Annotated in this window: 22 protein-coding genes, 2 tRNA genes and 3 rRNA genes; 1 reads left to right on the top strand and 26 read right to left on the bottom strand. The window is 51.9% G+C overall.

All coding sequences use genetic code 11. The features are described from left to right. Nucleotides 1–44 precede the first annotated feature (44 nt). The 14 genes from rplK to AC2TF6_RS02525 form a co-directional block, all read right to left on the bottom strand. Nucleotides 45–470, bottom strand: coding sequence for a 50S ribosomal protein L11 (rplK, locus tag AC2TF6_RS02590; RefSeq protein ID WP_103998020.1), 426 nt, complete (start codon nt 468–470; stop codon nt 45–47). 179 nt (nt 471–649) lie between these two features. Further along, complete coding sequence (gene nusG / locus AC2TF6_RS02585) at nt 650–1183, bottom strand: transcription termination/antitermination protein NusG (RefSeq protein ID WP_009674510.1); 534 nt, start codon at nt 1181–1183, stop codon at nt 650–652. 22 nt (nt 1184–1205) lie between these two features. Continuing rightward, the gene (gene secE, locus AC2TF6_RS02580) at nt 1206–1418 is read right to left on the bottom strand and encodes a preprotein translocase subunit SecE (RefSeq protein WP_009674493.1); all 213 of its coding nucleotides are present in this window, start codon (nt 1416–1418) and stop codon (nt 1206–1208) included. An 18-nt stretch (nt 1419–1436) separates the two neighbouring features. Beyond that, nucleotides 1437–1586 carry a 50S ribosomal protein L33 gene (gene rpmG, locus AC2TF6_RS02575; RefSeq protein ID WP_082211310.1) on the bottom strand — a complete coding sequence of 50 codons (150 nt, stop codon included), beginning with the start codon at nt 1584–1586 and terminating at the stop codon, nt 1437–1439. A 256-nt stretch (nt 1587–1842) separates the two neighbouring features. After that, on the bottom strand, nt 1843–2487 hold the full coding sequence (gene sigH, locus AC2TF6_RS02570; RefSeq protein WP_009674492.1) for an RNA polymerase sporulation sigma factor SigH: 645 nt from the start codon (nt 2485–2487) through the stop codon (nt 1843–1845). 129 nt (nt 2488–2616) lie between these two features. Next, nucleotides 2617–3129: an NYN domain-containing protein gene (locus tag AC2TF6_RS02565; protein WP_218231796.1), complete on the bottom strand. Its 513-nt coding sequence runs from the start codon at nt 3127–3129 to the stop codon at nt 2617–2619. Nucleotides 3130–3135: 6 nt separating this feature from the next. After that, complete coding sequence (rlmB, locus tag AC2TF6_RS02560; protein ID WP_009674512.1) at nt 3136–3873, bottom strand: 23S rRNA (guanosine(2251)-2'-O)-methyltransferase RlmB; 738 nt, start codon at nt 3871–3873, stop codon at nt 3136–3138. 26 nt (nt 3874–3899) lie between these two features. Further along, nucleotides 3900–4481, bottom strand: coding sequence for a Mini-ribonuclease 3 (locus AC2TF6_RS02555; protein ID WP_491309816.1), 582 nt, complete (start codon nt 4479–4481; stop codon nt 3900–3902). Then, nucleotides 4478–5875 carry a cysteine--tRNA ligase gene (gene cysS / locus AC2TF6_RS02550; RefSeq protein WP_009674497.1) on the bottom strand — a complete coding sequence of 466 codons (1398 nt, stop codon included), beginning with the start codon at nt 5873–5875 and terminating at the stop codon, nt 4478–4480. The genes AC2TF6_RS02555 and cysS overlap by 4 nt, the downstream gene beginning before the upstream one ends. Next, the gene (gene cysE, locus AC2TF6_RS02545; protein ID WP_009674501.1) at nt 5856–6527 is read right to left on the bottom strand and encodes a serine O-acetyltransferase; all 672 of its coding nucleotides are present in this window, start codon (nt 6525–6527) and stop codon (nt 5856–5858) included. The genes cysS and cysE overlap by 20 nt, the downstream gene beginning before the upstream one ends. 373 nt (nt 6528–6900) lie before the next feature. Further along, nucleotides 6901–8355, bottom strand: coding sequence for a glutamate--tRNA ligase (gene gltX / locus AC2TF6_RS02540; protein WP_491309815.1), 1455 nt, complete (start codon nt 8353–8355; stop codon nt 6901–6903). A 51-nt stretch (nt 8356–8406) separates the two neighbouring features. Continuing rightward, a complete protein-coding gene (gene ispF / locus AC2TF6_RS02535) occupies nt 8407–8892 on the bottom strand; it encodes a 2-C-methyl-D-erythritol 2,4-cyclodiphosphate synthase (protein WP_103998026.1) in 486 nt (161 codons plus the stop codon). A 4-nt stretch (nt 8893–8896) separates the two neighbouring features. Continuing rightward, nucleotides 8897–9598 carry a 2-C-methyl-D-erythritol 4-phosphate cytidylyltransferase gene (ispD, locus tag AC2TF6_RS02530; protein WP_491309814.1) on the bottom strand — a complete coding sequence of 234 codons (702 nt, stop codon included), beginning with the start codon at nt 9596–9598 and terminating at the stop codon, nt 8897–8899. Nucleotides 9599–9697: 99 nt separating this feature from the next. Next, entirely contained in the window at nt 9698–10744 is a 1047-nt protein-coding gene (locus AC2TF6_RS02525; RefSeq protein ID WP_009674506.1) for a PIN/TRAM domain-containing protein, read from the bottom strand. A gap of 162 nt (nt 10745–10906) precedes the next feature. Between AC2TF6_RS02525 and AC2TF6_RS02520 the strand changes: the two genes are divergently transcribed. Then, the gene (locus AC2TF6_RS02520; protein ID WP_491309813.1) at nt 10907–11302 is read left to right on the top strand and encodes a DUF1573 domain-containing protein; all 396 of its coding nucleotides are present in this window, start codon (nt 10907–10909) and stop codon (nt 11300–11302) included. Nucleotides 11303–11426: 124 nt separating this feature from the next. Here the strand turns inward: AC2TF6_RS02520 and pssA are convergent, their stop codons facing one another. The 12 genes from pssA to AC2TF6_RS02460 all read right to left on the bottom strand — a co-directional run bounded on the left by pssA (nt 11427) and on the right by AC2TF6_RS02460 (nt 25144). Beyond that, nucleotides 11427–12173: a CDP-diacylglycerol--serine O-phosphatidyltransferase gene (pssA, locus tag AC2TF6_RS02515; protein ID WP_491309812.1), complete on the bottom strand. Its 747-nt coding sequence runs from the start codon at nt 12171–12173 to the stop codon at nt 11427–11429. Nucleotides 12174–12259: 86 nt separating this feature from the next. Next, nucleotides 12260–13339 (bottom strand): DNA integrity scanning diadenylate cyclase DisA, encoded by a 1080-nt coding sequence (gene disA, locus AC2TF6_RS02510; protein ID WP_009674485.1) that lies wholly within the window; start codon nt 13337–13339, stop codon nt 12260–12262. A 113-nt stretch (nt 13340–13452) separates the two neighbouring features. Next, entirely contained in the window at nt 13453–14820 is a 1368-nt protein-coding gene (gene radA, locus AC2TF6_RS02505; protein ID WP_491309811.1) for a DNA repair protein RadA, read from the bottom strand. Nucleotides 14821–14977: 157 nt separating this feature from the next. Further along, nucleotides 14978–17425 (bottom strand): ATP-dependent protease ATP-binding subunit ClpC, encoded by a 2448-nt coding sequence (gene clpC / locus AC2TF6_RS02500; RefSeq protein ID WP_491309810.1) that lies wholly within the window; start codon nt 17423–17425, stop codon nt 14978–14980. A gap of 46 nt (nt 17426–17471) precedes the next feature. After that, on the bottom strand, nt 17472–18500 hold the full coding sequence (mcsB, locus tag AC2TF6_RS02495; protein WP_231392073.1) for a protein-arginine kinase McsB: 1029 nt from the start codon (nt 18498–18500) through the stop codon (nt 17472–17474). 87 nt (nt 18501–18587) lie between these two features. Next, the gene (gene mcsA, locus AC2TF6_RS02490) at nt 18588–19106 is read right to left on the bottom strand and encodes a protein-arginine kinase activator protein McsA (protein ID WP_326053474.1); all 519 of its coding nucleotides are present in this window, start codon (nt 19104–19106) and stop codon (nt 18588–18590) included. 12 nt (nt 19107–19118) lie between these two features. Next, on the bottom strand, nt 19119–19580 hold the full coding sequence (locus AC2TF6_RS02485; RefSeq protein ID WP_009674502.1) for a CtsR family transcriptional regulator: 462 nt from the start codon (nt 19578–19580) through the stop codon (nt 19119–19121). 308 nt (nt 19581–19888) lie between these two features. Continuing rightward, a 23S ribosomal RNA gene (locus AC2TF6_RS02480) occupies nt 19889–22804 on the bottom strand. 246 nt (nt 22805–23050) lie between these two features. Next, nucleotides 23051–23126, bottom strand: a tRNA-Ala gene (locus AC2TF6_RS02475). 31 nt (nt 23127–23157) lie between these two features. Continuing rightward, nucleotides 23158–23234: transfer RNA gene (locus AC2TF6_RS02470), tRNA-Ile, on the bottom strand. A 91-nt stretch (nt 23235–23325) separates the two neighbouring features. Beyond that, nucleotides 23326–23442: ribosomal RNA gene (gene rrf / locus AC2TF6_RS02465) — 5S ribosomal RNA — on the bottom strand. Between the two features lie 148 nt (nt 23443–23590). After that, nucleotides 23591–25144: ribosomal RNA gene (locus AC2TF6_RS02460) — 16S ribosomal RNA — on the bottom strand. The 16S, 23S and 5S rRNA genes sit together here with 2 tRNA genes alongside, the layout of an rRNA operon. Nucleotides 25145–25226: the final 82 nt, after the last annotated feature.

The following is a 25226-nucleotide window of genomic DNA, read 5'->3' as shown; positions in this document are numbered from 1 at the left end:
CCTCCCACTGTTTTGCGGCTTCCAGGGGAAGCCTACGAATCGAATTAGTCTTCGATCGTGATGCCCATGCTGCGAGCAGTACCTTCAACCATAAGCATTGCAGCCTCTACGGATGCAGCGTTAAGGTCAGGCATTTTCGTTTCAGCGATTTCGCGAACTTTCGCACGCTTAACCGTTGCAACTTTCTTCTTGTTCGGTTCGCCGGAACCTTTTTCGACGCCAGCTGCGATACGAAGAAGTACGGCTGCCGGAGGCGTTTTCGTTTCGAATGTGAACGAACGGTCCTCGAATACAGTGATAACAACCGGAATGATCAGACCTGCTTGATCAGCAGTCTTAGCATTGAACTCCTTACAGAAAGCCATGATGTTCACGCCAGCTTGACCCAAAGCAGGACCGATTGGCGGAGCAGGATTCGCTTTCCCTGCAGGAACCTGCAGTTTCACCATTTTAATTACCTTTTTTGCCATGTGTGATGACACCTCCTTGCACGTAGTGTGGTTCGACGGGATCATTTCCCTCCCACCAGCAAAAGCCCATCCGCGAAAGAAACAGATCTGGCTAAGCTTTTCTTAAGGAACCAGCCAGAATCAGCAACCTGATTCCGCAAGAGAAACTTCCTCAATAGAGGGATTTGAATCGATGTAGTCTACAGTTTCTCCACCTGATGGAACTCAAGCTCCAGCGGAGTCTCTCGACCAAACATGTTGACATGAACCTTGAGCTTGCTCTTGTCTGCAATAATTTCTTCGACAGTGCCGACGAAATTCGCAAAAGGACCTACCTTCACGCGAACCGTTTCCTTCAGATCGAAATCGATCTTCGGTTTCGGTTCTTCCATTCCCATATGCTTCAGAATAGATTCGACTTCTTCCGGAAGCAGCGGAGTCGGTTTAGAGCCGGAACCCGTCGAGCCTACAAAGCCGGTTACGCCAGGAGTGTTGCGAACAACATACCAGGAATCGTCGGTTTGAATCATCTCTACGAGCACGTATCCGGGATAAACTTTACGCATGACGGTTTTCTTCTTGCCGTCTTTGTTTACCAGCTCTTCCTCCATGGGTACGAGTACGCGGAAGATCTTGTCCGCCATATCCATAGATTCAACGCGCTTCTCCAAATTGGCTTTGACTTTGTTCTCGTAACCTGAATAGGTATGAACGACATACCATCTTTTTTCCATATTTGCCACCTAGTTCCTGAATTTATTTGAAGACAAGCCGCAGCAACTCAGAGATCCCCAGGTCGAGCAAGAAAAAATAGACAGTCACGAAAGCCACCGTCACAAGGGTAACGGTCGTATAGCTGATCATTTCCTTGCGTGTTGGCCACTTGACCTTCTTCAGTTCGCTCCAGCTTTCACCAAAAAACGAGAACGAGGAGCCGAAACCCTGCTTCATTTTAGCTAAGAAAGCCACGCACTACACCTCCACAGACTATCTGGTTTCGCGATGAGCGGTATGTTCATTGCAATATTTGCAGAATTTCTTGAACTCCATACGGTCTGGATGGTTACGCTTGTTCTTGTTGGAAGTATAGTTCCGTTGCTTGCAGTTCGTGCAAGCTAGCGTCATAACAACTCGCATGTGTTACACCTCCCGTATCAGGATATACCCTTTTTTGCGCACAAAAAAAAAGCGATAGGGCTACCTGCAATACTTTAACATAACCGGTATGGGGTGTCAAGGATAACATCCTGCCCCGCGCACAGCAAAAAACCCTTTCTCGACCTGGGTTCTCTTCTTATTATCGACCAGCCGACATTCCCTTAAACGTGCTTTATTTCCAGTATCCGCCGGCACACAAAAATAAAAACACCCATTCACCGAAAGGGTGCCTCATCTATAAATCGCGTACTTCCAAGTAACGCTCCAACTTACGTTTGACCCGCTGCAGCGCGTTGTCGATCGACTTCACGTGACGGTCCAGATCCACCGCAATTTCCTGATAAGATCTTCCATCCAAATAGAGCATAAGCACACGGCGTTCCAGATCGCTCAGAATCTCGCCCATCTTGTCTTCGAGTCCGCTGAATTCTTCCTGATTGATAATCAGTTCTTCGGGGTCCGTAACCTTCGAGCCGCAAATAACGTCCAGCAGCGTGCGGTCCGAATCCTCGTCGTAGATAGGCTTGTCCAGCGAAACGTAAGAGTTAAGCGGGATATGCTTCTGGCGGGTCGCCGTTTTAATAGCCGTAATGATCTGCCGCGTAATGCACAACTCTGCAAACGCTTTGAATGACGATAGCTTGTCTCCACGGAAATCACGAATCGATTTATATAAACCGATCATGCCTTCTTGCACGATATCTTCGCGGTCAGCGCCGATGAGAAAATACGAACGGGCTTTAGCGCGAACAAAGTTGCGATACTTGTTGATCAGATACTCCAGCGCATCGCTGTTGCCGCAATGGACAGCGTCGACGATGTCTTCGTCAGTCTTGAGATCGTAATCGGTCATTCTAAGCTCTTTGAGGTCGACACTCACCAACAATCCCTCCGGCCTGCAAAACTACCAAGTTTGCTAAAAAGGATAGGATAAGTATACATTATGTAATCTTACATCGTCAATGCAAACGGACATTCTTTTTCCAGACTTTTTCAGAAGTGTCTGATGTTACTTCCCCCGCCGCCATTTCTCGAAGATCTCCCGCATTTCCTCATTCAGCTTGCTGTCAAAGGTGTTTCGGCCGCTCTCGGCCTCTTCCCGGATACGTTTGCGGACCTCCGTGCGGCTCTGTTTAATTTTGACGAAAAGTTCGGAAGCCGGGAGACGGAGCGCGCCTTTGCCGAATATCACATGCTGCTCGGTCATATCGGAGGTCGCCACGTAAATCTGACGACGCCGGCCGGTCAACTCCGTAACAAGACGCTCGATCAGTTCGTCGGCCGTTTCCTTCTCTTTCGTATACAGAACGCTGAGTCTGCTCTGCACGTAAGTTTTGCCCAGTCCCGGGACCTGATACGCGTCAAAAACCAGATAAACCTTTACGCCGGAGAAAGACTGGTATTCCGCCAATATGGTGATGAGCCTGTCCCTCGCCTCTTCCAGACTACGGTCGCGCAGCTGCTTCAGCTCGGGCCAGGCCCCGATAATATTGTAGCCGTCCACAATCAGGAATTCTTTCATACGAGGTTATCCCGTAGTACGTTGTCTGACTACCTCGTACATCAATACTCCCGCGGCTACGGATGCATTGAGCGAATTCACCCGTCCATGCATCGGCAGCTTCACGAGAAAATCGCACGATTCCTTGATTAGGCGACCGACGCCGCGGCCTTCGTTGCCGATGACCAGAGCCAGCGGCATTTTAAAATTGCTGCGGTATACGTCGTCAGCCGCAGTCACGTCCGTGCCCGCTACCCAGACACCGCGTTCTTTCAGATCGGCGATGGTCTGGGAAATATTCGTCACGCGGGCTACGGGCACATACTCCACCGCTCCCGCCGATGTCTTCGAGACGGTTGCGGTCAAGCCGACGGAGCGCCGCTTGGGGATGATCACGCCGTGCACGCCGGTGCAGTCCGCTGTACGGAGAATGGATCCGAGATTATGCGGATCTTCGATTTCGTCGAGGATCAGAATGAACGGATCCTCTCCTTTGCGCTCGGCTCGCGCCAGGATGTCATCCACGCTGGCGTAATCGTATGCCGCCACCTGGGCAACGACGCCTTGGTGCTGCAAATCCGGAGCAAGCTGATCGAGCTTGCGTTTGTCGGCTGTCTGCACGATGACGCCAAGCTTCTTGGCTTCCGCGGCAACGGGCTGGGCCAGCTGCTTCTGGGCGGACTCGCTCAGCCATATTTTATGAATGGTGCGGCCGGAGCGCAGCGCTTCGAGCACCGAGTGTTTACCACCGATGTATTCTTCCATGGTCGTGCCTCCTATAATGATTCTGCTTAAAGTTTGTGTGCATCGGACGGCGCTTCCGGATCTGCTCCGGCTGCCTCCGGCCCTCCGGAAACGTCGGCTTGAACCCTTCCGGTGCCGGTGTCCGTACCGCCGGGTTGATTCGAAGCGGGACCCGCTGCTGACTCCGAAGCCGTCAAAGCCACAATTTTCTCCGGCGCCAGCGAGGCTTCCATGATATAGTTCAGGCGTTCGTACGCCTGCTTATAGTACAAATAGCCGATCAGGGATTCGAATGCGGTGCTGTGCCGGTATTCCAGCACATCCGCATTTTTGGCCGTCGAGCCGGATTTGGCGTTGCGTCCGCGCTTGACGATGTCCGTTTCTTCCTCCGTAAGAAGAGGCAGCAGCGCCTGCAAGGCCTTCGACTGCGCTTTGGCCGAAACGTAGCGCGTAGCGGTGCGGTGCAGGTGGTTGGGACGCTGGCTGGGCATGGAGATGACGTATTGGCGGATGAACATCTCATATACGGCATCCCCGACGTAAGCAAGGACCAGCGGGTTGAGAAGTTCCGGCTTTTGGGAAGGCGGGTACCGGAACAGCTGCGGGTTCAGCTTATCGGAAAGATTCATTTCCGGCGCCAACGGATACCCTGCGGGGTATCTTCGAGATAGATGCCCTTCTCGGTAAGCAGGTCGCGAATTTCATCGGCGCGCGCCCAGTTTTTCGCCCGTCTCGCTTCATTGCGTTCTTCAATCAGTCCCTCGATTTCCTCGTCCAGCAGCTCTTCCTCTTCTCTTGCCAAGATGCCGAGTACGGAATCGAAATTGCGGAAGCGTCCCATAATCAGTCTGAGCGTTGCCGCGGATACCCGCTCCTGCTGCAGCACACGGTTGGCCTCCGTGACGAGATCGAAAACAGCGGTTATCGCATCGGGAGTATTGAAATCGTCGTCCATTTTCGAAATAAACTGGGCTTCGATTTCTTTCACGCGCGCCTCTACCTGATCGTCCAGCGCATCTTCCTGAGCGATGCCGAGACGGTGCTTCAGGTTGGTCACACAATTCTGGATACGGTCCAATCCGTTGCCGGCTTGCGTTAACCCGTCTTCGCTGAAATTAAGCGGATTCCGGTAATGGGAGGACAGCATGAAAAAGCGGAGCGTCTCCGGCTTGATCTTTTTGGCAATCTCTCTGATCAGCACCCCGTTGCCGAGGGATTTGGACATTTTTTCGTTATCGATATTGAGGAATTCGTTATGGAGCCAGTATTTCGCCATCGGCTTGCCCGTAATGGCTTCCGTCTGAGCAATTTCGCACTCATGGTGCGGGAACGTGAGGTCTACGCCGCCGCCGTGAATATCGATCGACTCTCCCAGGTACTTGTGTACGAGAGCGGAGCATTCGATGTGCCAGCCCGGACGTCCGTTGCCCCACGGACTGGACCAGAACACTTCGCCCGGTTTCGCCGCTTTCCAAAGGACGAAATCCTGCGGATTTTCCTTGCGCTCATCCACTTCGATGCGGATACCGTATTGAAGCTCATCCAGATTCTGATGCGACAGCTTTCCGTATTCCTTAAAGCGGGAGGTCCGGTAGTACACGTCTCCGCCATTCTCGTAAGCAAAGCCCTGTTGCACCAGCGAATTAATGAAGGTGATGATGATCTCCATGTTGTCCGTTACCCGCGGATGAATCGTGGCCGGCTCGATGCGGAGGGTTTTCATATCTTCCATATAGGCCGCGATAAAACGGTCGGCCAGCTCCTGGACGGTCTCTCCCGTTTCTTCCGCTTTGCGGATCAGCTTATCGTCCACGTCCGTAAAGTTCACTACGTAGGTCACTTCGTAACCGACATAGGTTAAATAGCGGCGGACGACATCGAAGAAAATCGCCGGGCGTCCGTTGCCGATATGAATATAGTTATATACGGTCGGGCCGCACACGTACATTTTCACCTTGCCCGGTTCAAGAGGTTTGAATTCTTCTTTTTCTCTTGTCATCGTATTAAACATTCTGAGTGTCATGCTCCCTAACGCCTCCATTCTTGATCTTCTCTTCTTCTAATTGTTCCCTTAATTCGTCGATTTGCACCTGTAAAGTGCGGCAAAGATCAAGTACCGGATCGGGCACGTTGCCGTGATCCAGCCGGTTGACCCGGATTCCGTCCCTTTTCACAATCTTTCCGGGAATGCCCACTACCGTAGAGTTCGCGGGAACTTCCTTAAGCACGACCGCATTGGCCCCGATCATCGCATTGTCTCCCACTTTGAAGGAGCCCAGGATCTTGGCCCCCGAGGAGATAACCACCTTGCTGCCGATCGTCGGATGCCGCTTGCCTTTCTCTTTACCCGTTCCGCCGAGGGTGACTCCCTGATAAAGAATAACGTCATTGCCGATTTCACACGTTTCGCCAATCACTACCCCCATCCCGTGATCAATAAACAGCCTTTCGCCGATTGTCGCTCCCGGGTGGATTTCTATGCCAGTCATAAAACGGCTGAACTGCGAAATGATACGTGCCGCCGCAAACAGCTTGCGGGTATACAACCAGTGAGCAATCCGATGCGCCCAAATGGCATGGAGCCCGGAATAAGTAAACACAACCTCGAACCAGCTTCGGGCGGCAGGATCATTGTCGAAGACGGCTTTTATATCAGAACGTATGGTTTTCCACAAGGTTCATCACCTTCTTATTCGTTTCTGGGATGCTTAGCTCCTACCAACTGCTCCTGGTAAAAATTAAAAAGCCCCCGCAGCCGTAAGGCTGCAGAGGCGTATAATCGCGGTTCCACTCTGCTTGGTGACTGTGAAGTCTCCCAACTCTGCGTTGTTAACGGGTACGACCCGGCTGAACCTACAGATGGGCAACCATCATTCGGCGCAGCAGCTCACAGGTGCATTTCCTCATAAAGGGATCGGATAACTTTCAGCCCAGCGGGGTTGCCGCTCGGTTATCCTCTCTGGAGATTCCGTCTTATGGGTACTCTCCTGTTCGGCGCTGTTCATAATCGTATAAAGTTGGTATCAGTATAGCTCAAAAGAGACAGCTTTACAATAAGGCGCGAAGCCGTTCTTGTACTTTTTCGCGGCCTAACAGATGGATGGTCATGTTCAGGTCTCTTCCGTGCATCTGTCCTGTCAAAGCTACGCGGATGGACATAAAGAGCTGTTTTCCCTTATAGCCGGTTTCCGCCTGCACGGCCTTAAGCAGCTTCTGCACATTTTCCGGCGCCAGGCTATCGGCCGCTTCCACCTGTTTCAAGAAGCTTTGCACCACGGCCGGCACATGCTCTTCGGCAAGCAGTGCGGCCGCTTCATCGTCGAAAGCCAGCTTTTCGCGGAAAAACAGCTCGGCGAGATCTACGATCTCCGCAGCGTAACGAAGCTGCTCCTGATACAAGCCGACGAGTTCGGTCGCCCAGCGCTGCTGGTCTTCCGAGAGTTCCGCCGGTATAAGCCCCGCTTTTTGAAGGTGAGGAACAGCCAGTCCGGCGATTTTTTCAAGCGGTGCCTGTTTGATGTAATGATTGTTCATCCAGTTGAGCTTGTCCATATCGAAGACGGCCGGGCTTTTGGAAACACGGTCCAGATCGAATTGCTCTACAAGCTCTTCCAGCGTGAACATCTCCACTTCGCCTCCGGGAGACCAGCCCAGCAAAGCGATGAAATTCACGACCGCTTCCGGCAGGTAACCCAATTCGCTGTACTGCTGTACGAATTGAATGATGGACTCGTCGCGCTTGCTCATTTTTTTGCGATCCGGGTTGAGGATCAAGGAAAGATGCGCAAAATCCGGTACCGCCAGGCCGAGCGCCTCATACAGCATGATCTGGCGCGGTGTATTCGTCAGATGCTCCTCGCCCCGAATGACGAGGGAGATTTTCATCAGGTGGTCGTCCAGTACAACGGCAAAGTTGTAGGTCGGAATTCCGTCGGGACGGACGATGATAAAGTCGCCGATTCCGTTCGTTTCGAATTCGACCTCTTCGCGCACTTTATCTTTAAATGCGATAATCTTATCCTTCGGTACGTGGAACCGGATAGAAGGCTTGCGCCCTTCCGCTTCGAACTCCGCCTTCTGTTCGGCGGTCAGGTGGCGGCATCTTCCCGAATACTGCGGAGTTTCTCCGCGCGCTTCCTGCTCTTCCCGTTCCCGCTCGAGCTCCTGCTCGGTGCAGTAGCAGTGATACGCGTTCCGCTCGTTCAGCAGCTGATCGATAAACGGCTGGTACAGGCCCAGACGTTCCATCTGACGGTAAGGAGCGTACGGACCTCCGATGTCGACGGATTCGTCCCACTTCAGCCCCAGCCAGCTTAAGCCGTCCAGCTGATTCTGAACGCCGGACTCGACATGGCGGGTCTGGTCTGTATCTTCGAAGCGGACCACAAATTGGCCGCCGTTTTTACGGGCAAGCAAATAATCGAATAAAGCGGTACGGGCTCCACCGATATGAAGATGTCCGGTCGGACTCGGTGCGTAACGTACGCGGAGTGGGGTACTCATGGTATTAGCCTCTCTTCCGTTTTCCCTTGCGGGATCCTTTGAAATAATAATTTATGATAGCACACCTTTTATCAAACAAACAACCGACTGCGCCGCGATTCCTTCGCCTCTTCCGGTAAAGCCAAGCTGCTCCGTAGTGGTCGCTTTTACGTTCACCTGCTCCAGTTCCGCATCCAGCGCCCGGGCAATAATTTCCGCCATTTGCGGAATATACGGAGCCATCTTAGGCTTCTGCGCGATAATCGTGGAATCGACGTTGCCGAGCCGGTAACCGCGTTCTCTGGCCAGGGACCAGACCCGCTTCAACAGCACCAGGCTGTCCGCATCCTTGAATTCGGCAGCCGTATCCGGGAAATGCTTGCCGATATCGCCCAAACCCAGCGCCCCCAGTATGGCGTCGGTAATGGCATGAAGCAATACATCCGCATCCGAATGCCCCAGCAATCCCTTTTCATACGGAATCGTAACGCCTCCGATAATACATGGGCGGCCCTCCGCCAACTGATGTACATCAAATCCTTGTCCTACTCGAATCATCTGTCTATTCTCCTCTCCTGTTGCCTAACAACCATTCCGCCCATGGCAGATCTTCGGGGGTGGTGATTTTGATATTGGCATAATCCCCTTCTACGACATGCACCGTATGCCCCGCCCGTTCGACGAGCATGGCATCGTCTGTGCCAAGGAATCCGTCGCGGACTGCCTCCTCATGCGCTTCTTTTAAAAGAGAAAACCGAAAAGCCTGCGGCGTTTGGATCGCCCACAAGCTTTTGCGGTCGGGTGTGGACATGATCTGGCCATCCTCACTCACGACCTTGATCGTGTCTTTAACGGGAACGGCCAGCACGGCCGCACCCGTATCTATGGCTTTGTCCAGACAGGCGCCTACCTGCTCTTCGGTAACGAGCGGGCGGACGCCGTCATGGACAAGCACCCACTGCGTGTCCGCGCCGAGCGCCTCCAGTCCGGACCGGACGGAGTCCTGCCGTTCTGCGCCGCCGGCTATGACCCGGCTGACTTTATGCAGCCCGTAGCGAGCGGCATACGATTCGCAGCGCGGGACATCCTCTTCCCCGGTCACCAGCACGACGGAGTCGATGCGGGCAATCTTCTCGAAGAGTTCCAGCGTATGTACCAAAATCGGCTTGCCCGCCAGCTCCAGATATTGTTTACTTTCCGCCGTCCGCATTCGTGAACCTCTTCCTGCTGCAACGACGATGACGCCGACTTTATTCACCTGCATACCTCCGGTTACCACCGGGTTTTGCTGCTGCAGCTTTCTTCTTCTGCTTTAACTTGCCAAGCTGCAGCCCCAGCGAAATACTCTCCCTATGATAACCCTTTATTGCGCTTTTTCCAAGAGCTTGGGCTTCGCGAAGATCATTCGTCCCGCTGACGTTTGAAGGACACTTGTAACCATTACCTCAAGCAGGGAACCGATAAAGTCCCGTCCGCCTTCCACGACGATCATGGTTCCGTCATCCAGATACGCTACCCCTTGTCCATGCTCTTTGCCGTCCTTGATGACCTGAACCAGAATCTCTTCGCCGGGGAGGACAACCGGTTTTACGGCATTCGCCAGATCATTGATGTTCAGAACGGACACGCCCTGGAGCTCACAAACCTTGTTCAAGTTATAATCGTTGGTGATCACTTTACCTTGAAGCACTTTGGCGAGCCGGATAAGCTTGCTGTCCACCTCGGAAATTTCTTCGAAGTCGCCTTCATAGATAAGAACTTTCACGTCAAGTTCCTTCTGAATCTTATTTAAAATATCCAATCCGCGCCTACCGCGATTACGTTTGAGCAAATCGGAAGAATCCGCGATATGCTGAAGCTCCTCCAGGACAAATTCCGGAATAACCAGCGTCCCTTCAATAAACCCGGTTTTGCAAATGTCCGCAATCCGTCCGTCTATGATCACGCTCGTATCGAGAATCTTGTGCTCCTCCGGCATTTTTCCTTTGCCGCTTCCGCCGTCTTTTCGGCTGCTCAGAAGTTCGAAAATTTCCTCGCTCTTGCCGTAGCCGATCCGGCCGCCCATAACGGCCAGAAGAACGGTAGCCATACCTGCCAATACCACATGAACCCGTTCAAGCGCCGGGAATACCAGCACGGCTGCAAGCAGCCCCACGATCGTACCGAATGCGGCCGGAAGAAGATCGGAAGCGGGCATTTGCGATAAGCTGTTTTCTCCGCGCTGCACCAGTCTTAAAATAAGGCCCATGCCTATCCATGACACGATAAACATCCCGACAAATCCCGCTCCAGCTGCCGTGTAATCCGCAACCGCTCCACCGTTGATTCCCGATAATTGAATAATGGCATCACTCCACCCGTAACCGAGCGCACCACCTAAGACGGCAATAATCCATTGAATCCATTTCATCTTACGGATTCACCTCCATCATCCAAAGTAAGAGGATCCTCTCCCCTGTTACAAGTATGTTCCAAATGTTGGATGTATAAACACACAGGAGGTGTCAGATTGCCTCGCTAACCTAATTTCTATATAATGAGATGGAGACGAAACTAAAATGAGGTGCATGAGATGAGTGCCCTGTCCCTGAAAGATTTCCAGGAACAAGTTGGTGAGCTGCTGCTTCGCCATCGCAGCCTGCTTGATGTATTGTCCAAATTCCAACAATCCAATGCCGGTGTGAACCGCTCTGTCATCAAATCGATTACCGAATGCGGCTGCGTAGAAGTCAATGCCAAGAAACAGGAGTATTCTCCCGAAATGACATTGGATCAGGCTAAAATCGAGCTGCAAACCCATTTGGAAGGCCAGTTGTGCGAACACTGCATGGAAGCGATTACCACTGAAATCGGTAAGCACCTTTTTTATCTTTCCGCTCTGAGCAATCTTCTTGATGTGAACTTGGAAAAAGTGCTCGAAGACGAATCGAAAAAATGCTCGACACTCGGATTTTTCAATATGTCTTAGTATAGAAGAAAAAAGCATGTATTCTCCTCCGCAGCCCGGATGAAAATAGATGCTTTTTTTGTTCACTGCGATACTGATTCAGCGGCAAAAAAAGAAACAGGAAGCTTATGCTCCCTGCTCTTTTTTATAGATGAGTTTTTGAATTCGCCAGATCTTCGGTCGTTTCCATGCCTTTGCGCTTTCTGCGGCGAAGAACGAAGAGGCGATCAACGTTTTTTTTTAAGCCATAGAGCGCATATATCACAAGCGGTATGAAAATCATTTTGGAAATGAACGATGGTTTGCTGATTCCGATAATAACGGCGATGATCACAATGATCGGTGTAATCCAGATAGCGGCTTTGGGAATGCCCGTTTTCTTAAAGTTCGGATATTTGACGTTACTCACCATCAGATAGGAAAGCAGCACTGTGCTGACCAGCAGAACATAGACGTTAAGCTCGGTGTGGAACAATGCCAGCGTTGCAAGTATGCCGCCTGCTGCCGGAATAGGTAAGCCGATAAAGTAACCCGGTGTACCTGCTACCACATTAAACCGTGCCAGACGAAGAGCGCCACAAATCGGGAATATTGCCGTTACGACCCAAGCTGCCGCGGCAGGGCGGATATCGCCGAATGCGACAACGTACATAATGAATGCCGGTGCTACACCGAACGAAATGACATCCGACAATGAATCCAGTTCTTTACCAAACTCACTCTGTGCGTTGAGCGCACGAGCAACTCGTCCATCCAGACCGTCGAGCAGCATAGCCACAATGACAAGTACGGCCGCCGTATCCGGTCTTTCGTTAAACACGAGAATAATGGCCAGAACGCCTAAAAACAGATTCCCAACAGTAAACAAGCTAGGAAGCGATTTGGTTATCATATTAGTTTAGTCCACCTCTAAATATACTGTACCCCATTAAAACAACGTGATCCAATCCATATTTATACTTTATGATTGTATGCAATTTAAATATGCCTGTCAATTAATACTTGCTCCTGAATTCTGCGCAGCCCTTCTTTGATCGCTCTCGCCCGGACCTCTCCGATTCCGTCTACCTCATCCAGCTCTTCGATTGTCGCCACCGTGATATGAGGCAAGCGACCGAATTTTTCCACCAAATTACTGATAATAATGGATGGAAGCCGCGGAATTTTATTGAGTACCCGGAACCCTCTCGGAGAAACAAGTTCCTCCGATACGGCGTTGGTGTGCGGATAGCCGAGCAACCGGATAATGTGATGCGGATCGAGTAATTCTTCGGAAGAGAGACGCTTGAGCCCCAGCAAAATATCTTTGATCTTCTCTTCGCTGAGTTCCCGGACATAATCCTTCAGAAGCAGACGCACTTCCAGCTCCGTATTACCGACCAGTTCTTCTAACTGCATGGAAATCAGGCGTCCTTCGGTTCCAAGCTCCGTGATGTATCTGTTGAGCTCGTTCTTAATACGCAGCACCATTTCTACCCGCTGAATGGCATTGGTGACGTCATGCAGTGTCACAAGCTCTTCGAACTCGGAAGCGCCCAGATTGATCAAGGACTGATCCAGTTCCGTCTTGTATCGTTCCATCGTCTGAATCGCCTGATTCGCCTTGGTCAGAATGACCCCGATATCCTTGAGGGAATACCGAAGGTTTCCTTGATATAAGGTAATAATGTTCCGCCGCTGGGAAATAGACACAACCAGTTTATTCGTCTGCTTGGCAACTCGCTCGGCCGTACGATGCCGGATTCCCGTCTCGGTCGATGGAATCGAAGAGTTCGGAATCAATTGGGTATTCGCATATAAAATTTTCTTGGCATCTTCATTTAGAATGATGGCTCCGTCCATTTTGGCCAACTCATACAAATAGTTTGGCGTAAAATCGCAGTCGATGGAAAATCCGCCGTCCACGATTTCCATGACTTCCGGAGTACATCCGACGACAATCAGGGCTCCCGTCTTGGCACGAAGCACGTTCTCGAGCCCATCGCGGAAAGGCGTACCCGGAGCGACCAGCTGGAGCAGTTGGCTCATGACGTCTCGTTTAGTTTCTTCTTTGCTCATGTTAATCCTCCTGAAGCATTTCCGTTCTGTTAGCCGAGCGTGTTCCGCTATGCCTTGTTTTCAATAGATCTGTCTTGCAGGGCCGAACTAATCTGACCTCACAGACTTGTAGACTAGTCCAATGCCGCTTTTAAAGCTTCGGACACCGTACTTACGCCGACCACTTCGATGCCCTTTGGAGGCGTCCAGCCCTTGAGGCTTTTCTCAGGCATAATGACGCGCCGGAAGCCGAGCTTCTGCGCTTCCTTGACCCGCTGGTCGATACGCGATACGCCGCGGACTTCTCCCGTGAGCCCGATCTCGCCGAACACGGCGTCGTAAGCCTGCGTCGGCTGCTCTTTGAAGCTGGAGGCGATGCTTATCGCCACGGCCAGATCGACAGCCGGCTCATCGAGCTTGACTCCGCCGGCTACGTTCAGGTAAGCGTCCTGACTCTGAAGGAACAGGCCGACCCGTTTCTCCAAGACCGCCATAATGAGCGACAGCCGGTTATGGTCGATTCCCGTAGCCATTCTTCGCGGAGACGGGAAATTGGTTGACGAGACAAGCGCCTGTATCTCAACCAGGACCGGTCTCGTTCCTTCCATGCTGGCGACGACTGTCGATCCGGCTACGCCAAGCGGGCGCTCGGACAGGAAAAGCTCCGACGGATTGCTCACTTCGGCCAGCCCGGTTTCCCGCATTTCGAAGATGCCGATTTCGTTCGTCGAACCGAACCGGTTTTTAACCGCACGCAAAACGCGGTAGGTGTGATGCCGTTCCCCTTCAAAATAAAGCACACAGTCCACCATGTGTTCAAGCAGGCGCGGTCCTGCAATGGCGCCTTCCTTGGTTACATGGCCGACAAGAACCGTCGCTATATTCTTAAGCTTAGCTATGCGCATGAAATGGCTTGTGCATTCACGTACTTGGGAAACGGTTCCCGGGGCGGAGGATACGCTTGGATGGTAGACGGTCTGAATGGAGTCGATGACCAGAAAATCCGGCTGGACTTCCTGGATCGCCTCTTCAACCACTTCCATATTCGTTTCGCAGAGCACGTATAGATTCGGCGAAACGGCATCCAGCCGGTCCGCGCGAAGCTTCGTCTGACGAATCGATTCCTCGCCTGAGATGTACAGAACCTTCCGCCCCTCTTTGGTCAGCGAGTGCGAGGTTTGCAGGAGCAGCGTTGATTTCCCTATACCGGGATCTCCTCCGACCAGTATGAGCGAACCGGGGACGAACCCGCCGCCCAAAACGCGGTTGAGCTCGCCATTATCCGTAAGCACACGCTGTTCTACGCTGCTTTCTATGTTTATGATCGGAGTCGGTTTTTCTTTCGTCCGCAGAAAAGAAGAATTTATTCCCTGCGTCTTGACAACCGTCTCTACTTCTTCGGCAAAACTGTTCCATGCTCCGCAGCCGGGACATTTGCCGAGCCACTTCGGGGTTTCATACCCGCACTGCTGGCAGATGAATTTCGTTTTTGTTTTACTCATGGCGCGAAGTTCCCCTTCTGTTTCTACGCGTAAAACGGGCAAACCGTTCCAGCGTCATTCAAAGTTTACCATTTTTGCGAATGCTATGAAAGTACTTGGCAAAAGAAAAAGCATTTTGCGGTACAGTTTCGTACCGCAAAATGCTTGATTTTATACCTTACTTGGTCTGCGTCATCGCTTCTTCGTTCCGAAGTACAACAAGTTCGCCGTCTTTTTCGTCTATAGTAAGGGAGTCGCCCTTGGAAATGCTTCCTTTAAGAAGTTCTTCGGAGAGACGGTCCTCAATGTGTTTCTGGATCGCCCTGCGAAGCGGCCTTGCTCCATAGCTCGGATCAAAGCCTTCCTTAGCCAGGAAGTTCTTCGCGGTATCGGTGAGGATAAAGTCGACTTCCTGTTCTTTCAGGCGTTTGCGGAGCTCATCGGCCATGAGGCTGACAATTTCAGCAATATGCTTCTCGTCGAGAGAGTGGAAGACGATAATTTCGTCGATCCGGTTCAAGAACTCCGGACGGAAACTTTTCTTCAGCTCGTTCATTACTTTGTCCTTCATGTTGTTATAATCTTTGCCGGAATCTTGGACAGCCGTAAAGCCGAGCGTCGAATTTTTCTTAATCGTATCGGCTCCCACATTGGACGTCATGATGATCAAGGTGTTGCGGAAGTCAACGGTACGGCCTTTGGAATCGGTAAGGCGCCCGTCTTCCAGCACTTGCAGAAGGATATTGAACACTTCCGGATGTGCTTTCTCGATTTCATCAAGCAGAACAACGGAGTAAGGCTTGCGGCGTACTTTTTCAGTCAATTGGCCGCCTTCTTCGTAGCCTACATATCCCGGAGGCGCTCCTACGAGACGGGACGTGGAGTGTTTCTCCATATATTCGGACATATCAATGCGGATAACGGCATTTTCGTCTCCGAACAGGGATTCCGCCAAAGCACGGGCAAGCTCGGTTTTACCTACACCGGTCGGACCCAGGAAGATAAAGGAGCCCATCGGACGCTTCGGATCTTTCAGACCCGCTCTTGCACGGCGGATTGCGCGGCTGACCGCTTTAACCGCTTCTTCCTGGCCGATCACACGGTTGTGAAGGATGTCTTCCATTTTAAGAAGACGCTCGGTCTCCTCTTCAGCCAGTTTGCGTACCGGAATTCCGGTCCAGCTTGCAACCACCTGGGCGATGTCGTCCGGAGTCACCTCCGTGTCCATGCGTCCCTGCTTCTCTTTCCAATCGTTCTTCGTGCTGTCGAGTTCTTCGCGCAGCTTTTGCTCGGTATCACGCAAAGAAGCGGCTTTCTCGAACTCTTGGCTTTGAACAGCCGCGTCTTTCTCCTTGCGGATGTTTTCGAGCTTTTGCTCCAGTTCTTTCAAGCTAGGCGGTACCGTGTAAGAGTGAAGCCTTACTTTCGAGCTTGCTTCATCGATCAAGTCGATCGCTTTATCAGGCAGGAAACGATCGGGGATATAGCGATCCGACAGCTTGACTGCTTCCTCGATAGCTTCATCGGTGATTTTCACCCGGTGATGCGCCTCATAACGGTCACGCAGTCCGTGAAGGATTTGGATCGCTTCTTCCGGAGTCGGCTGATCCACCGTAATCGGCTGGAAGCGGCGCTCCAGAGCGGCATCCTTCTCGATGTATTTGCGGTACTCATCCAGAGTAGTGGCCCCGATGCACTGCAGTTCGCCGCGAGCCAAAGCCGGCTTCAGAATGTTGGAGGCATCAATCGCACCCTCTGCACCGCCGGCGCCGATCAAGGTATGCAGCTCATCGATGAAGAGAATGATGTTCCCCGCCTGGCGGATCTCATCCATGATCTTCTTCAGACGATCTTCAAATTCACCGCGGTATTTGGTGCCTGCCACGACAGAACCCATATCGAGCGTCATGACACGCTTATCTTTTAACGTTTCCGGAATTTCATTGTTGATGATCTTTTGAGCGAGACCTTCGGCGATAGCCGTTTTACCTACACCTGGCTCCCCGATCAGAACCGGGTTGTTTTTGGTGCGGCGGCTGAGAACCTGAATAACACGCTCGATTTCTTTGGAACGTCCGATTACCGGGTCCAGGTTGCCTTCTTTGGCGATAGCCGTCAGATCTCTCGCGAGACTGTCCAGCGTAGGCGTGTTGACGTTGTTGCCGCTGCCGTGATTGCTCGAAACGACCTCGCTGCTTCCGAGAAGCTGCAGGACTTGCTGGCGGGCTTTGTTCAAGGAAATGCCCAGGTTGTTCAGCACGCGTGCCGCAACCCCTTCTCCCTCGCGAATCAGACCGAGCAGGATATGCTCCGTACCTACGTACGTATGGCCAAGCTTTCTGGCTTCGTCCATCGAAAGTTCAATGACCTTTTTGGCACGCGGTGTGTAAGCGATATTGGAGGGCTGCTCTTGTCCGCGGCCGATTAATGATTCGACCTCATCTTGAATTTTTTCAAGTCCGAGTCCGAGAGCCACCAGCGCTTTGGCCGCAATGCCTTCGCCTTCGCGAATAAGGCCCAGCAAGATATGCTCTGTACCTATATTGTTGTGACCCAGGCGTACTGCTTCTTCCTGTGCAAGGGAAAGAACTTTCTGTGCACGTTCCGTAAATCTTCCAAACATCATACTTAGCACCTCCATTGTAATTTCGAACGAAAGTCGTATAGTACCATTAAACGTTATGACACGGCTTGAATCTTTCCCTGATGATTTGGGCACGCCGGATATCCCGGTCGTCGGGAGATAAAAGCTCCCCTGCTATTTGCTGCAAAAATCCCGGCTGTGTCATCACAAGAAGTTCATTCATGGTGTGTGCGGGAACTTCCCCCACTAAATTAAGATCTATGCCAAGGCGGACATCGGATAGCCGCTGTGCCGCTTCCTTGGAATCGATAATCGAAGCGTGAGTCAAAATTCCGTATGACCGCATAACGCGGTCTGTTATACGTATTCTGGATTCCTGCATGAGTTGCCTTCTTGCGGCGCGCTCGTGTTCGATAATCTGTTTGGCTACGCTATATAGATTATCAATGATTTCATCTTCGGACTGGCCCAGCGTAATCTGATTGGAAATCTGAAATAAATTTCCCAACGCTTCGCTTCCTTCGCCATATAGACCCCGGACTGTTAGGCCAACCTGTGAAACCGCCGATAGAATTCGATTGATTTGCTGGGTCAAAACAAGAGCGGGCAGGTGCATCATGACCGAAGCCCGTATACCGGTTCCCACATTCGTAGGACAGCTGGTCAAGTAGCCGCGTCTTTCGTCAAAGCCGTAGTCTAGCTGAGATTCGAAAATATCGTCAATCTGGTTCGCCAGATCCCAGGCCTCTTTAATTTGAAATCCGGGACACAGACATTGAATCCGAAGATGATCCTCTTCATTCACCATAATGCTGATAGATTCGTTATCATTAAGGATAACGGCTCCGTTCCGCGATTCGGTTGCCAGATTCGGGCTGATCAAATGCTTCTCTACCAGGATCCTCCGCTCCAGTTCATTCAGTTCCGAAAGCGGTACAAGCGTGAAGTCGCTGATCGTTTTTAAATCTTCATTGCCCAGTACAGCTGAAACTTTCTCAAGTACTTCCGCGGACTGCTGGTTCGCGGCCAACATAGGAAACGGATAATCTTGCAGATTCCGGGCTATACGGATGCGGCTGCTGATCACAATATCCGAATCGGGACCGTCCCCTTTCATCCATTCGCTTAATGCTTCCTTGACAAAATGTCTCAAAGAGGAACCCTCCTTTTCTCCAAGTTCAAAGGTTTGAGGCGGGCGTCGAAGTTAACTGCTGCCGGCTGACTTCTTATCGAGGTCGCGAATACGGTCTCGCAGTTGAGCCGCTTGCTCGAATTCTTCCTGTTCGATGTACGTCTGAAGTTCTTTCTTGAGACGCTCCACCTCACGCTTCTGCTCGATCTCCTGTCCGGAACGTTTCGGCACTTTGCCGACATGCTGCGTATTGCCGTGAACCCGCTTAAACAGGGGATCCAGCTTATCCTGAAAGCTTTCATAGCAGTGGCTGCAGCCAAAACGTCCCAGCTTGCTGAACTGTGAATACGTAAGTCCGCAGTGTTCGCATCTTATCGGACGCGCTTTGCTTGAGACCGTTCCGGAGGAAGGATCGAAGTCCAGCAGGCCCGAAAGCAAATTATGAATGGAGAAACCTCCCGGCGTACCGGGAATCAGCTCCCCCTTCTCTTTGGCGCATGTTTCACAGAAGTGAAACTCTGTTTTCTCACCGTTAACAATTTTCGTAAAATGAAGCGTTGCGGGCCGTTTGCCGCATTCTTGACAAAGCACGTCAACCCCTCCTTATTTGCTCAGTAAGGATATCAGCATCGCCTTTAAAATCCGGGCACGGACTTCATCCCGCAAAGGAAGCTTAAACTGAAGCACATCCCGCGATATTGCCGCTTTAATGATGGCAGCTTCCCTCCGGCTGATCAACCGACCTTCTTCCAGACGGTAAATCAACCCTTCGGCCGACGCTTGATCTATACTTTCACGAATGGTAGTCATGATGGTGTCCAGCAATGAACCGTAGGCGTTGAGTTCGATCTTCTGAATCCGGATATAACCCCCGCCTCCGCGCTTGCTTTCCACCACGTAGCCTTTTTCAAGGGTAAATCGTGTGCTGATGACATAATTAATCTGAGACGGCACACACTGAAATTGATCAGCGAGCTCGTTCCGCTGGATCTCAATGGACCCTTCGGGGCTTTGCTGCAGTATATGCTTTAGATATTGCTCAATAATCTCGGAAACATTACGCATCAATTCAGCCTCCCGTTGTTGAGAAGTAAATTGACTTTGACTTTCTTTGACCTTAACCTAATTATAATCATTTCCATATTACTTTGCAAGTACCTGATAAACAGTTAAGCGGAACTTCCTCTCTTTAGTTTTAACGCTATCCTGAAAAATATGCAAATACAGCAAAAAACCTCTATGAAATAAATTCATAGAGGTTTTCGTTACTCCCTGAAAACTAGCAGCGAAACGTGCAATCGATCCATCCAAGATCTTGTGGTGCATATATGTCATATGCTTTCGATGCGGCCTTTCCTGTCGGAAAAAGCCTTGTGGTCAAGCCCTCGACCGATTAGTATTGGTCAGCTCCACACATTGCTGCGCTTCCACCTCCAACCTATCTACCTCGTCGTCTTCAAGGGGTCTTACATACTGGGAAATCTCATCTTGAGGGGGGCTTCACGCTTAGATGCTTTCAGCGCTTATCCCTTCCGTACATAGCTACCCAGCTATGCCTCTGGCGAGACAACTGGTACACCAGCGGTACGTCCATCCCGGTCCTCTCGTACTAAGGACAGCTCCTCTCAAATTTCCTGCGCCCGCGACAGATAGGGACCGAACTGTCTCACGACGTTCTGAACCCAGCTCGCGTACCGCTTTAATGGGCGAACAGCCCAACCCTTGGGACCTACTTCAGCCCCAGGATGCGATGAGCCGACATCGAGGTGCCAAACCTCCCCGTCGATGTGGACTCTTGGGGGAGATAAGCCTGTTATCCCCAGGGTAGCTTTTATCCGTTGAGCGATGGCCCTTCCATGCGGTACCACCGGATCACTAAGCCCGACTTTCGTCCCTGCTCGACCTGTATGTCTCGCAGTCAAGCTCCCTTATGCCTTTGCACTCTTCGAATGATTTCCAACCATTCTGAGGGAACCTTGGGGCGCCTCCGTTACTCTTTAGGAGGCGACCGCCCCAGTCAAACTGCCCACCTGACACGGTCCCTCTACCGGTTAACGGTAGTAGGTTAGAACTCCGATACGATCAGGGTGGTATCCCAACGGCGCCTCCACCCAAGCTGGCGCTCAGGCTTCAAAGGCTCCCACCTATCCTGTACAGATCGTACCAAAGTCCAATATCAAGCTGCAGTAAAGCTCCATGGGGTCTTTCCGTCTTGTCGCGGGTAACCTGCATCTTCACAGGTATTAAAATTTCACCGGATCTCTCGTTGAGACAGCGCCCAAGTCGTTACGCCATTCGTGCGGGTCAGAATTTACCTGACAAGGAATTTCGCTACCTTAGGACCGTTATAGTTACGGCCGCCGTTTACTGGGGCTTCGGTTCACAGCTTCGGATTGCTCCTAACCGCTCCCCTTAACCTTCCAGCACCGGGCAGGCGTCAGCCCATATACTTCGCCTTGCGGCTTCGCATAGACCTGTGTTTTTGCTAAACAGTCGCTTGGGCCTTTTCACTGCGGCCCCCTCGTGCTATTCACACTACCGGGGCACCCCTTCTCCCGAAGTTACGGGGTCATTTTGCCGAGTTCCTTAACGAGAGTTCTTCCGCGCGCCTTAGAATTCTCTTCTCGCCCACCTGTGTCGGTTTGCGGTACGGGCACCTTCGCCTGGCTAGAAGCTTTTCTCGGCAGTGTGAGATCAAGACCTTCGCTACTGTAATTTTCGCTCCCCATCACAGCCCAGCCTTACGATGTGCGGATTTGCCTACACATCAGCCTCACTGCTTGGACGGACATCCATCAGTCCGCGTCCCTACCCTGCTGCGTCACTCCATTGCTCGTAACGGCTTACGGTGGTACAGGAATTTCAACCTGTTGTCCTTCGACTACGCCTTTCGGCCTCGCCTTAGGTCCCGACTTACCCTGAGCGGACGAACCTTCCTCAGGAACCCTTAGGCTTTCGGCGGATCAGATTCTCACTGATCTTTTCGTTACTCATACCGGCATTCTCACTTCTGTACAGTCCAGCAGTCCTCACGATCTACCTTCACTCCGTACAGAACGCTCCCCTACCCATGCACGCAAGGTGCAAGTCATAGCTTCGGTGGTGTGTTTAGCCCCGTTACATTTTCGGCGCAGAGTCACTCGACCAGTGAGCTATTACGCACTCTTTAAATGGTGGCTGCTTCTAAGCCAACATCCTGGTTGTCTGTGCAACTCCACATCCTTTCCCACTTAACACACACTTGGGGACCTTAGCTGATGATCTGGGCTGTTTCCCTCTTGACAATGGATCTTAGCACTCACTGTCTGACTCCCGGGGTAATGTCTGTGGCATTCAGAGTTTGACTGGACTTGGTAACCCTTGGCGGGCCCCGCACCCAATCAGTGCTTTACCTCCACGACACATCCCCCGAGGCTAGCCCTAAAGCTATTTCGGGGAGAACCAGCTATCTCCGAGTTCGATTGGAATTTCTCCGCTACCCCCACCTCATCCCCGAATTTTTCAACATTCGTGGGTTCGGGCCTCCAGTGCGTGTTACCGCACCTTCACCCTGGACAGGGGTAGATCACACGGTTTCGGGTCTACGCCTGCATACTCATTCGCCCTATTCAGACTCGCTTTCGCTGCGGCTCCGCCTTTTCAGCTTAACCTCGCATGCAAACGTAACTCGCCGGTTCATTCTACAAAAGGCACGCCATCACCCATTAACGGGCTCTGACTTCTTGTAGGCACACGGTTTCAGGTTCTTTTTCACTCCCCTCCCGGGGTGCTTTTCACCTTTCCCTCACGGTACTGCTTCACTATCGGTCGCTAGGGAGTATTTAGCCTTGGCAGATGGTCCTGCCGGATTCCGACGGGGTTTCACGTGTCCCGCCGTACTCAGGATCCGTCTAGGCATACGTTCACTTTCGGCTACAGGGCTGTTACCTTTTCCAGCGGACCTTTCCAGATCACTTCACCTAATGAACTTTTGCCACATTGACGTCCTACAACCCCAAGGAGCAAGCTCCTTGGTTTGGGCTAATCCGCGTTCGCTCGCCGCTACTGACGGAATCACTATTGTTTTCTTTTCCTCCAGGTACTTAGATGTTTCAGTTCCCTGGGTGTGCCTCCAATGCAGCTATGTATTCACTGCATGGTAACTGCGCATTACCACAGCTGGGTTCCCCCATTCGGACATCCCCGGATCAAAGCCTGCTTACGGCTCCCCGAGGCATTTCGTCGTTCGCCACGTCCTTCTTCGGCTCCTAGCGCCTAGGCATCCTCCGTGTGCCCTTATTAGCTTGACCAGTGCTTGTCATATGCCGATTCGCGCTAGCAAGCAAGCTTGCCAAATCGCTCATGCGCCATATAACTTCGCTTTACATCAAACCATCAAGGTTTTGGATGATTCTAGTTACATGTTTCGCTATCTAGTTTTCAAGGATCAACTGACTTCGTTACCGCTCAAAGCGGCAAGAAGTATCTTACCACATCACGCATCTTCAGATCAACCCGTAATTTACTGGAAATTACGACCGTTTTGAAGACGGTTTTGGTGGAGCCAAGCGGGATCGAACCGCTGACCTCCTGCTTGCAAGGCAGGCGCTCTCCCAGCTGAGCTATGGCCCCAAAATGTATCCTTATGTGGTTGTCAGGAAAATGGTGGGCCCTAGTGGACTCGAACCACCGACCTCACCCTTATCAGGGGTGCGCTCTAACCAGCTGAGCTAAGGGCCCGTATACTGTGAGTTCTCACTCACTTTGGTCTTGCGTGCCAGCAAGCAACCGCCTGCTCTTTTCGCAAAATAAAAACCCACAAAGTGGGTTCGCTTGGCAACGCCCTACTCTCCCAGGACCCTTCGGTCCAAGTACCATCGGCGCTGGAAGGCTTAACGGTCGTGTTCGGGATGGGTACGCGTGGTTCCCTTCCGCCATCGTCACCAAACGAATTGCGTGGTTTCCAGAGTCGCCAAACTCCAGAAAGGGTTTGTAGCTTGAAAGGTTCTTGCCCTTTCAAAACTGACAACGAGTGATTGAAGGTTGAAGGCATTGCCTTCTTGACTGGGTCCGTTTCAGGACCCGAGTCTCCATAGAAAGGAGGTGATCCAGCCGCACCTTCCGATACGGCTACCTTGTTACGACTTCACCCCAATCATCTACCCCACCTTCGGCGGCTGGCCCCTTGCGGTTACCTCACCGACTTCGGGTGTTGTAAACTCTCGTGGTGTGACGGGCGGTGTGTACAAGACCCGGGAACGTATTCACCGCGGCATGCTGATCCGCGATTACTAGCAATTCCGACTTCATGCAGGCGAGTTGCAGCCTGCAATCCGAACTGAGACCGGCTTTTCTAGGATTGGCTCCAGATCGCTCCTTCGCTTCCCGTTGTACCGGCCATTGTAGTACGTGTGTAGCCCAGGTCATAAGGGGCATGATGATTTGACGTCATCCCCGCCTTCCTCCGGTTTGTCACCGGCAGTCAACTTAGAGTGCCCAGCTTCACCTGCTGGCAACTAAGTTCAAGGGTTGCGCTCGTTGCGGGACTTAACCCAACATCTCACGACACGAGCTGACGACAACCATGCACCACCTGTCACCTCTGTCCCGAAGGAAAGACTTATCTCTAAGCCGGTCAGAGGGATGTCAAGACCTGGTAAGGTTCTTCGCGTTGCTTCGAATTAAACCACATACTCCACTGCTTGTGCGGGTCCCCGTCAATTCCTTTGAGTTTCACTCTTGCGAGCGTACTCCCCAGGCGGCATGCTTACTGTGTTAACTTCGGCACCAAGGGTATCGAAACCCCTAACACCTAGCATGCATCGTTTACGGCGTGGACTACCAGGGTATCTAATCCTGTTTGCTCCCCACGCTTTCGCGCCTCAGCGTCAGTTACAGGCCAGAAAGTCGCCTTCGCCACTGGTGTTCCTCCACATCTCTACGCATTTCACCGCTACACGTGGAATTCCACTTTCCTCTCCTGCACTCCAGTCTCCCAGTTTCCGGTGCGAACCGAGGTTGAGCCTCGGGATTAAACACCAGACTTAAAAAACCGCCTGCGCGCGCTTTACGCCCAATAATTCCGGACAACGCTTGCCCCCTACGTATTACCGCGGCTGCTGGCACGTAGTTAGCCGGGGCTTTCTTCTCAGGTACCGTCACCCAAAGAGCAGTTACTCTCCTTGGCGTTCTTCCCTGGCAACAGAGCTTTACGATCCGAAAACCTTCATCACTCACGCGGCGTTGCTCCGTCAGACTTGCGTCCATTGCGGAAGATTCCCTACTGCTGCCTCCCGTAGGAGTCTGGGCCGTGTCTCAGTCCCAGTGTGGCCGTTCACCCTCTCAGGTCGGCTACGCATCGTCGCCTTGGTGAGCCGTTACCTCACCAACTAGCTAATGCGCCGCAGGCCCATCCGTAAGCCACAGATTGCTCCGTGTTTCACGATCTCCCCATGCGGAGAAACCGATTATCCGGTCTTAGCTACCGTTTCCGGTAGTTATCCCGATCTTACAGGCAGGTTGCCTACGTGTTACTCACCCGTCCGCCGCTAACTCTCAGAGAAGCAAGCTTCTCATCAAGTCCGCTCGACTTGCATGTATTAGGCACGCCGCCAGCGTTCGTCCTGAGCCAGGATCAAACTCTCCGATAAAGTTGTGCCGACCTTACGGCCAGCGGTTTATCTCAAGCTGATTAAGCTCAAAAATTCGTTGCTGACGAGAATTTCTTCTCAT

Source organism: Paenibacillus sp. JNUCC 35 (assembly GCF_058269095.1).
Note: the sequence above shows the minus strand (reverse complement) of the source record. Positions and strands in the feature narration are given on the sequence as shown.

Bases quoted from the DNA above. Each gene is read 5' to 3' on its own strand.
- rplK (WP_103998020.1), bottom strand. From the start codon at position 470: ATGGCAAAAAAGGTAATTAAAATGGTGAAACTGCAGGTTCCTGCAGGG.
- nusG (WP_009674510.1), bottom strand. From the start codon at position 1,183: ATGGAAAAAAGATGGTATGTCGTTCATACCTATTCAGGTTACGAGAAC.
- rpmG (WP_082211310.1), bottom strand. From the start codon at position 1,586: ATGCGAGTTGTTATGACGCTAGCTTGCACGAACTGCAAGCAACGGAAC.
- AC2TF6_RS02565 (WP_218231796.1), bottom strand. From the start codon at position 3,129: ATGAAAGAATTCCTGATTGTGGACGGCTACAATATTATCGGGGCCTGG.
- rlmB (WP_009674512.1), bottom strand. From the start codon at position 3,873: ATGGAAGAATACATCGGTGGTAAACACTCGGTGCTCGAAGCGCTGCGC.
- AC2TF6_RS02555 (WP_491309816.1), bottom strand. From the start codon at position 4,481: ATGAATCTTTCCGATAAGCTGAACCCGCAGCTGTTCCGGTACCCGCCT.
- cysS (WP_009674497.1), bottom strand. From the start codon at position 5,875: ATGACACTCAGAATGTTTAATACGATGACAAGAGAAAAAGAAGAATTC.
- gltX (WP_491309815.1), bottom strand. From the start codon at position 8,355: ATGAGTACCCCACTCCGCGTACGTTACGCACCGAGTCCGACCGGACAT.
- ispF (WP_103998026.1), bottom strand. From the start codon at position 8,892: ATGATTCGAGTAGGACAAGGATTTGATGTACATCAGTTGGCGGAGGGC.
- ispD (WP_491309814.1), bottom strand. From the start codon at position 9,598: ATGCAGGTGAATAAAGTCGGCGTCATCGTCGTTGCAGCAGGAAGAGGT.
- AC2TF6_RS02525 (WP_009674506.1), bottom strand. From the start codon at position 10,744: ATGAAATGGATTCAATGGATTATTGCCGTCTTAGGTGGTGCGCTCGGT.
- AC2TF6_RS02520 (WP_491309813.1), top strand. From the start codon at position 10,907: ATGAGTGCCCTGTCCCTGAAAGATTTCCAGGAACAAGTTGGTGAGCTG.
- pssA (WP_491309812.1), bottom strand. From the start codon at position 12,173: ATGATAACCAAATCGCTTCCTAGCTTGTTTACTGTTGGGAATCTGTTT.
- disA (WP_009674485.1), bottom strand. From the start codon at position 13,339: ATGAGCAAAGAAGAAACTAAACGAGACGTCATGAGCCAACTGCTCCAG.
- radA (WP_491309811.1), bottom strand. From the start codon at position 14,820: ATGAGTAAAACAAAAACGAAATTCATCTGCCAGCAGTGCGGGTATGAA.
- clpC (WP_491309810.1), bottom strand. From the start codon at position 17,425: ATGATGTTTGGAAGATTTACGGAACGTGCACAGAAAGTTCTTTCCCTT.
- mcsB (WP_231392073.1), bottom strand. From the start codon at position 18,500: ATGAAAGGGGACGGTCCCGATTCGGATATTGTGATCAGCAGCCGCATC.
- AC2TF6_RS02485 (WP_009674502.1), bottom strand. From the start codon at position 19,580: ATGCGTAATGTTTCCGAGATTATTGAGCAATATCTAAAGCATATACTG.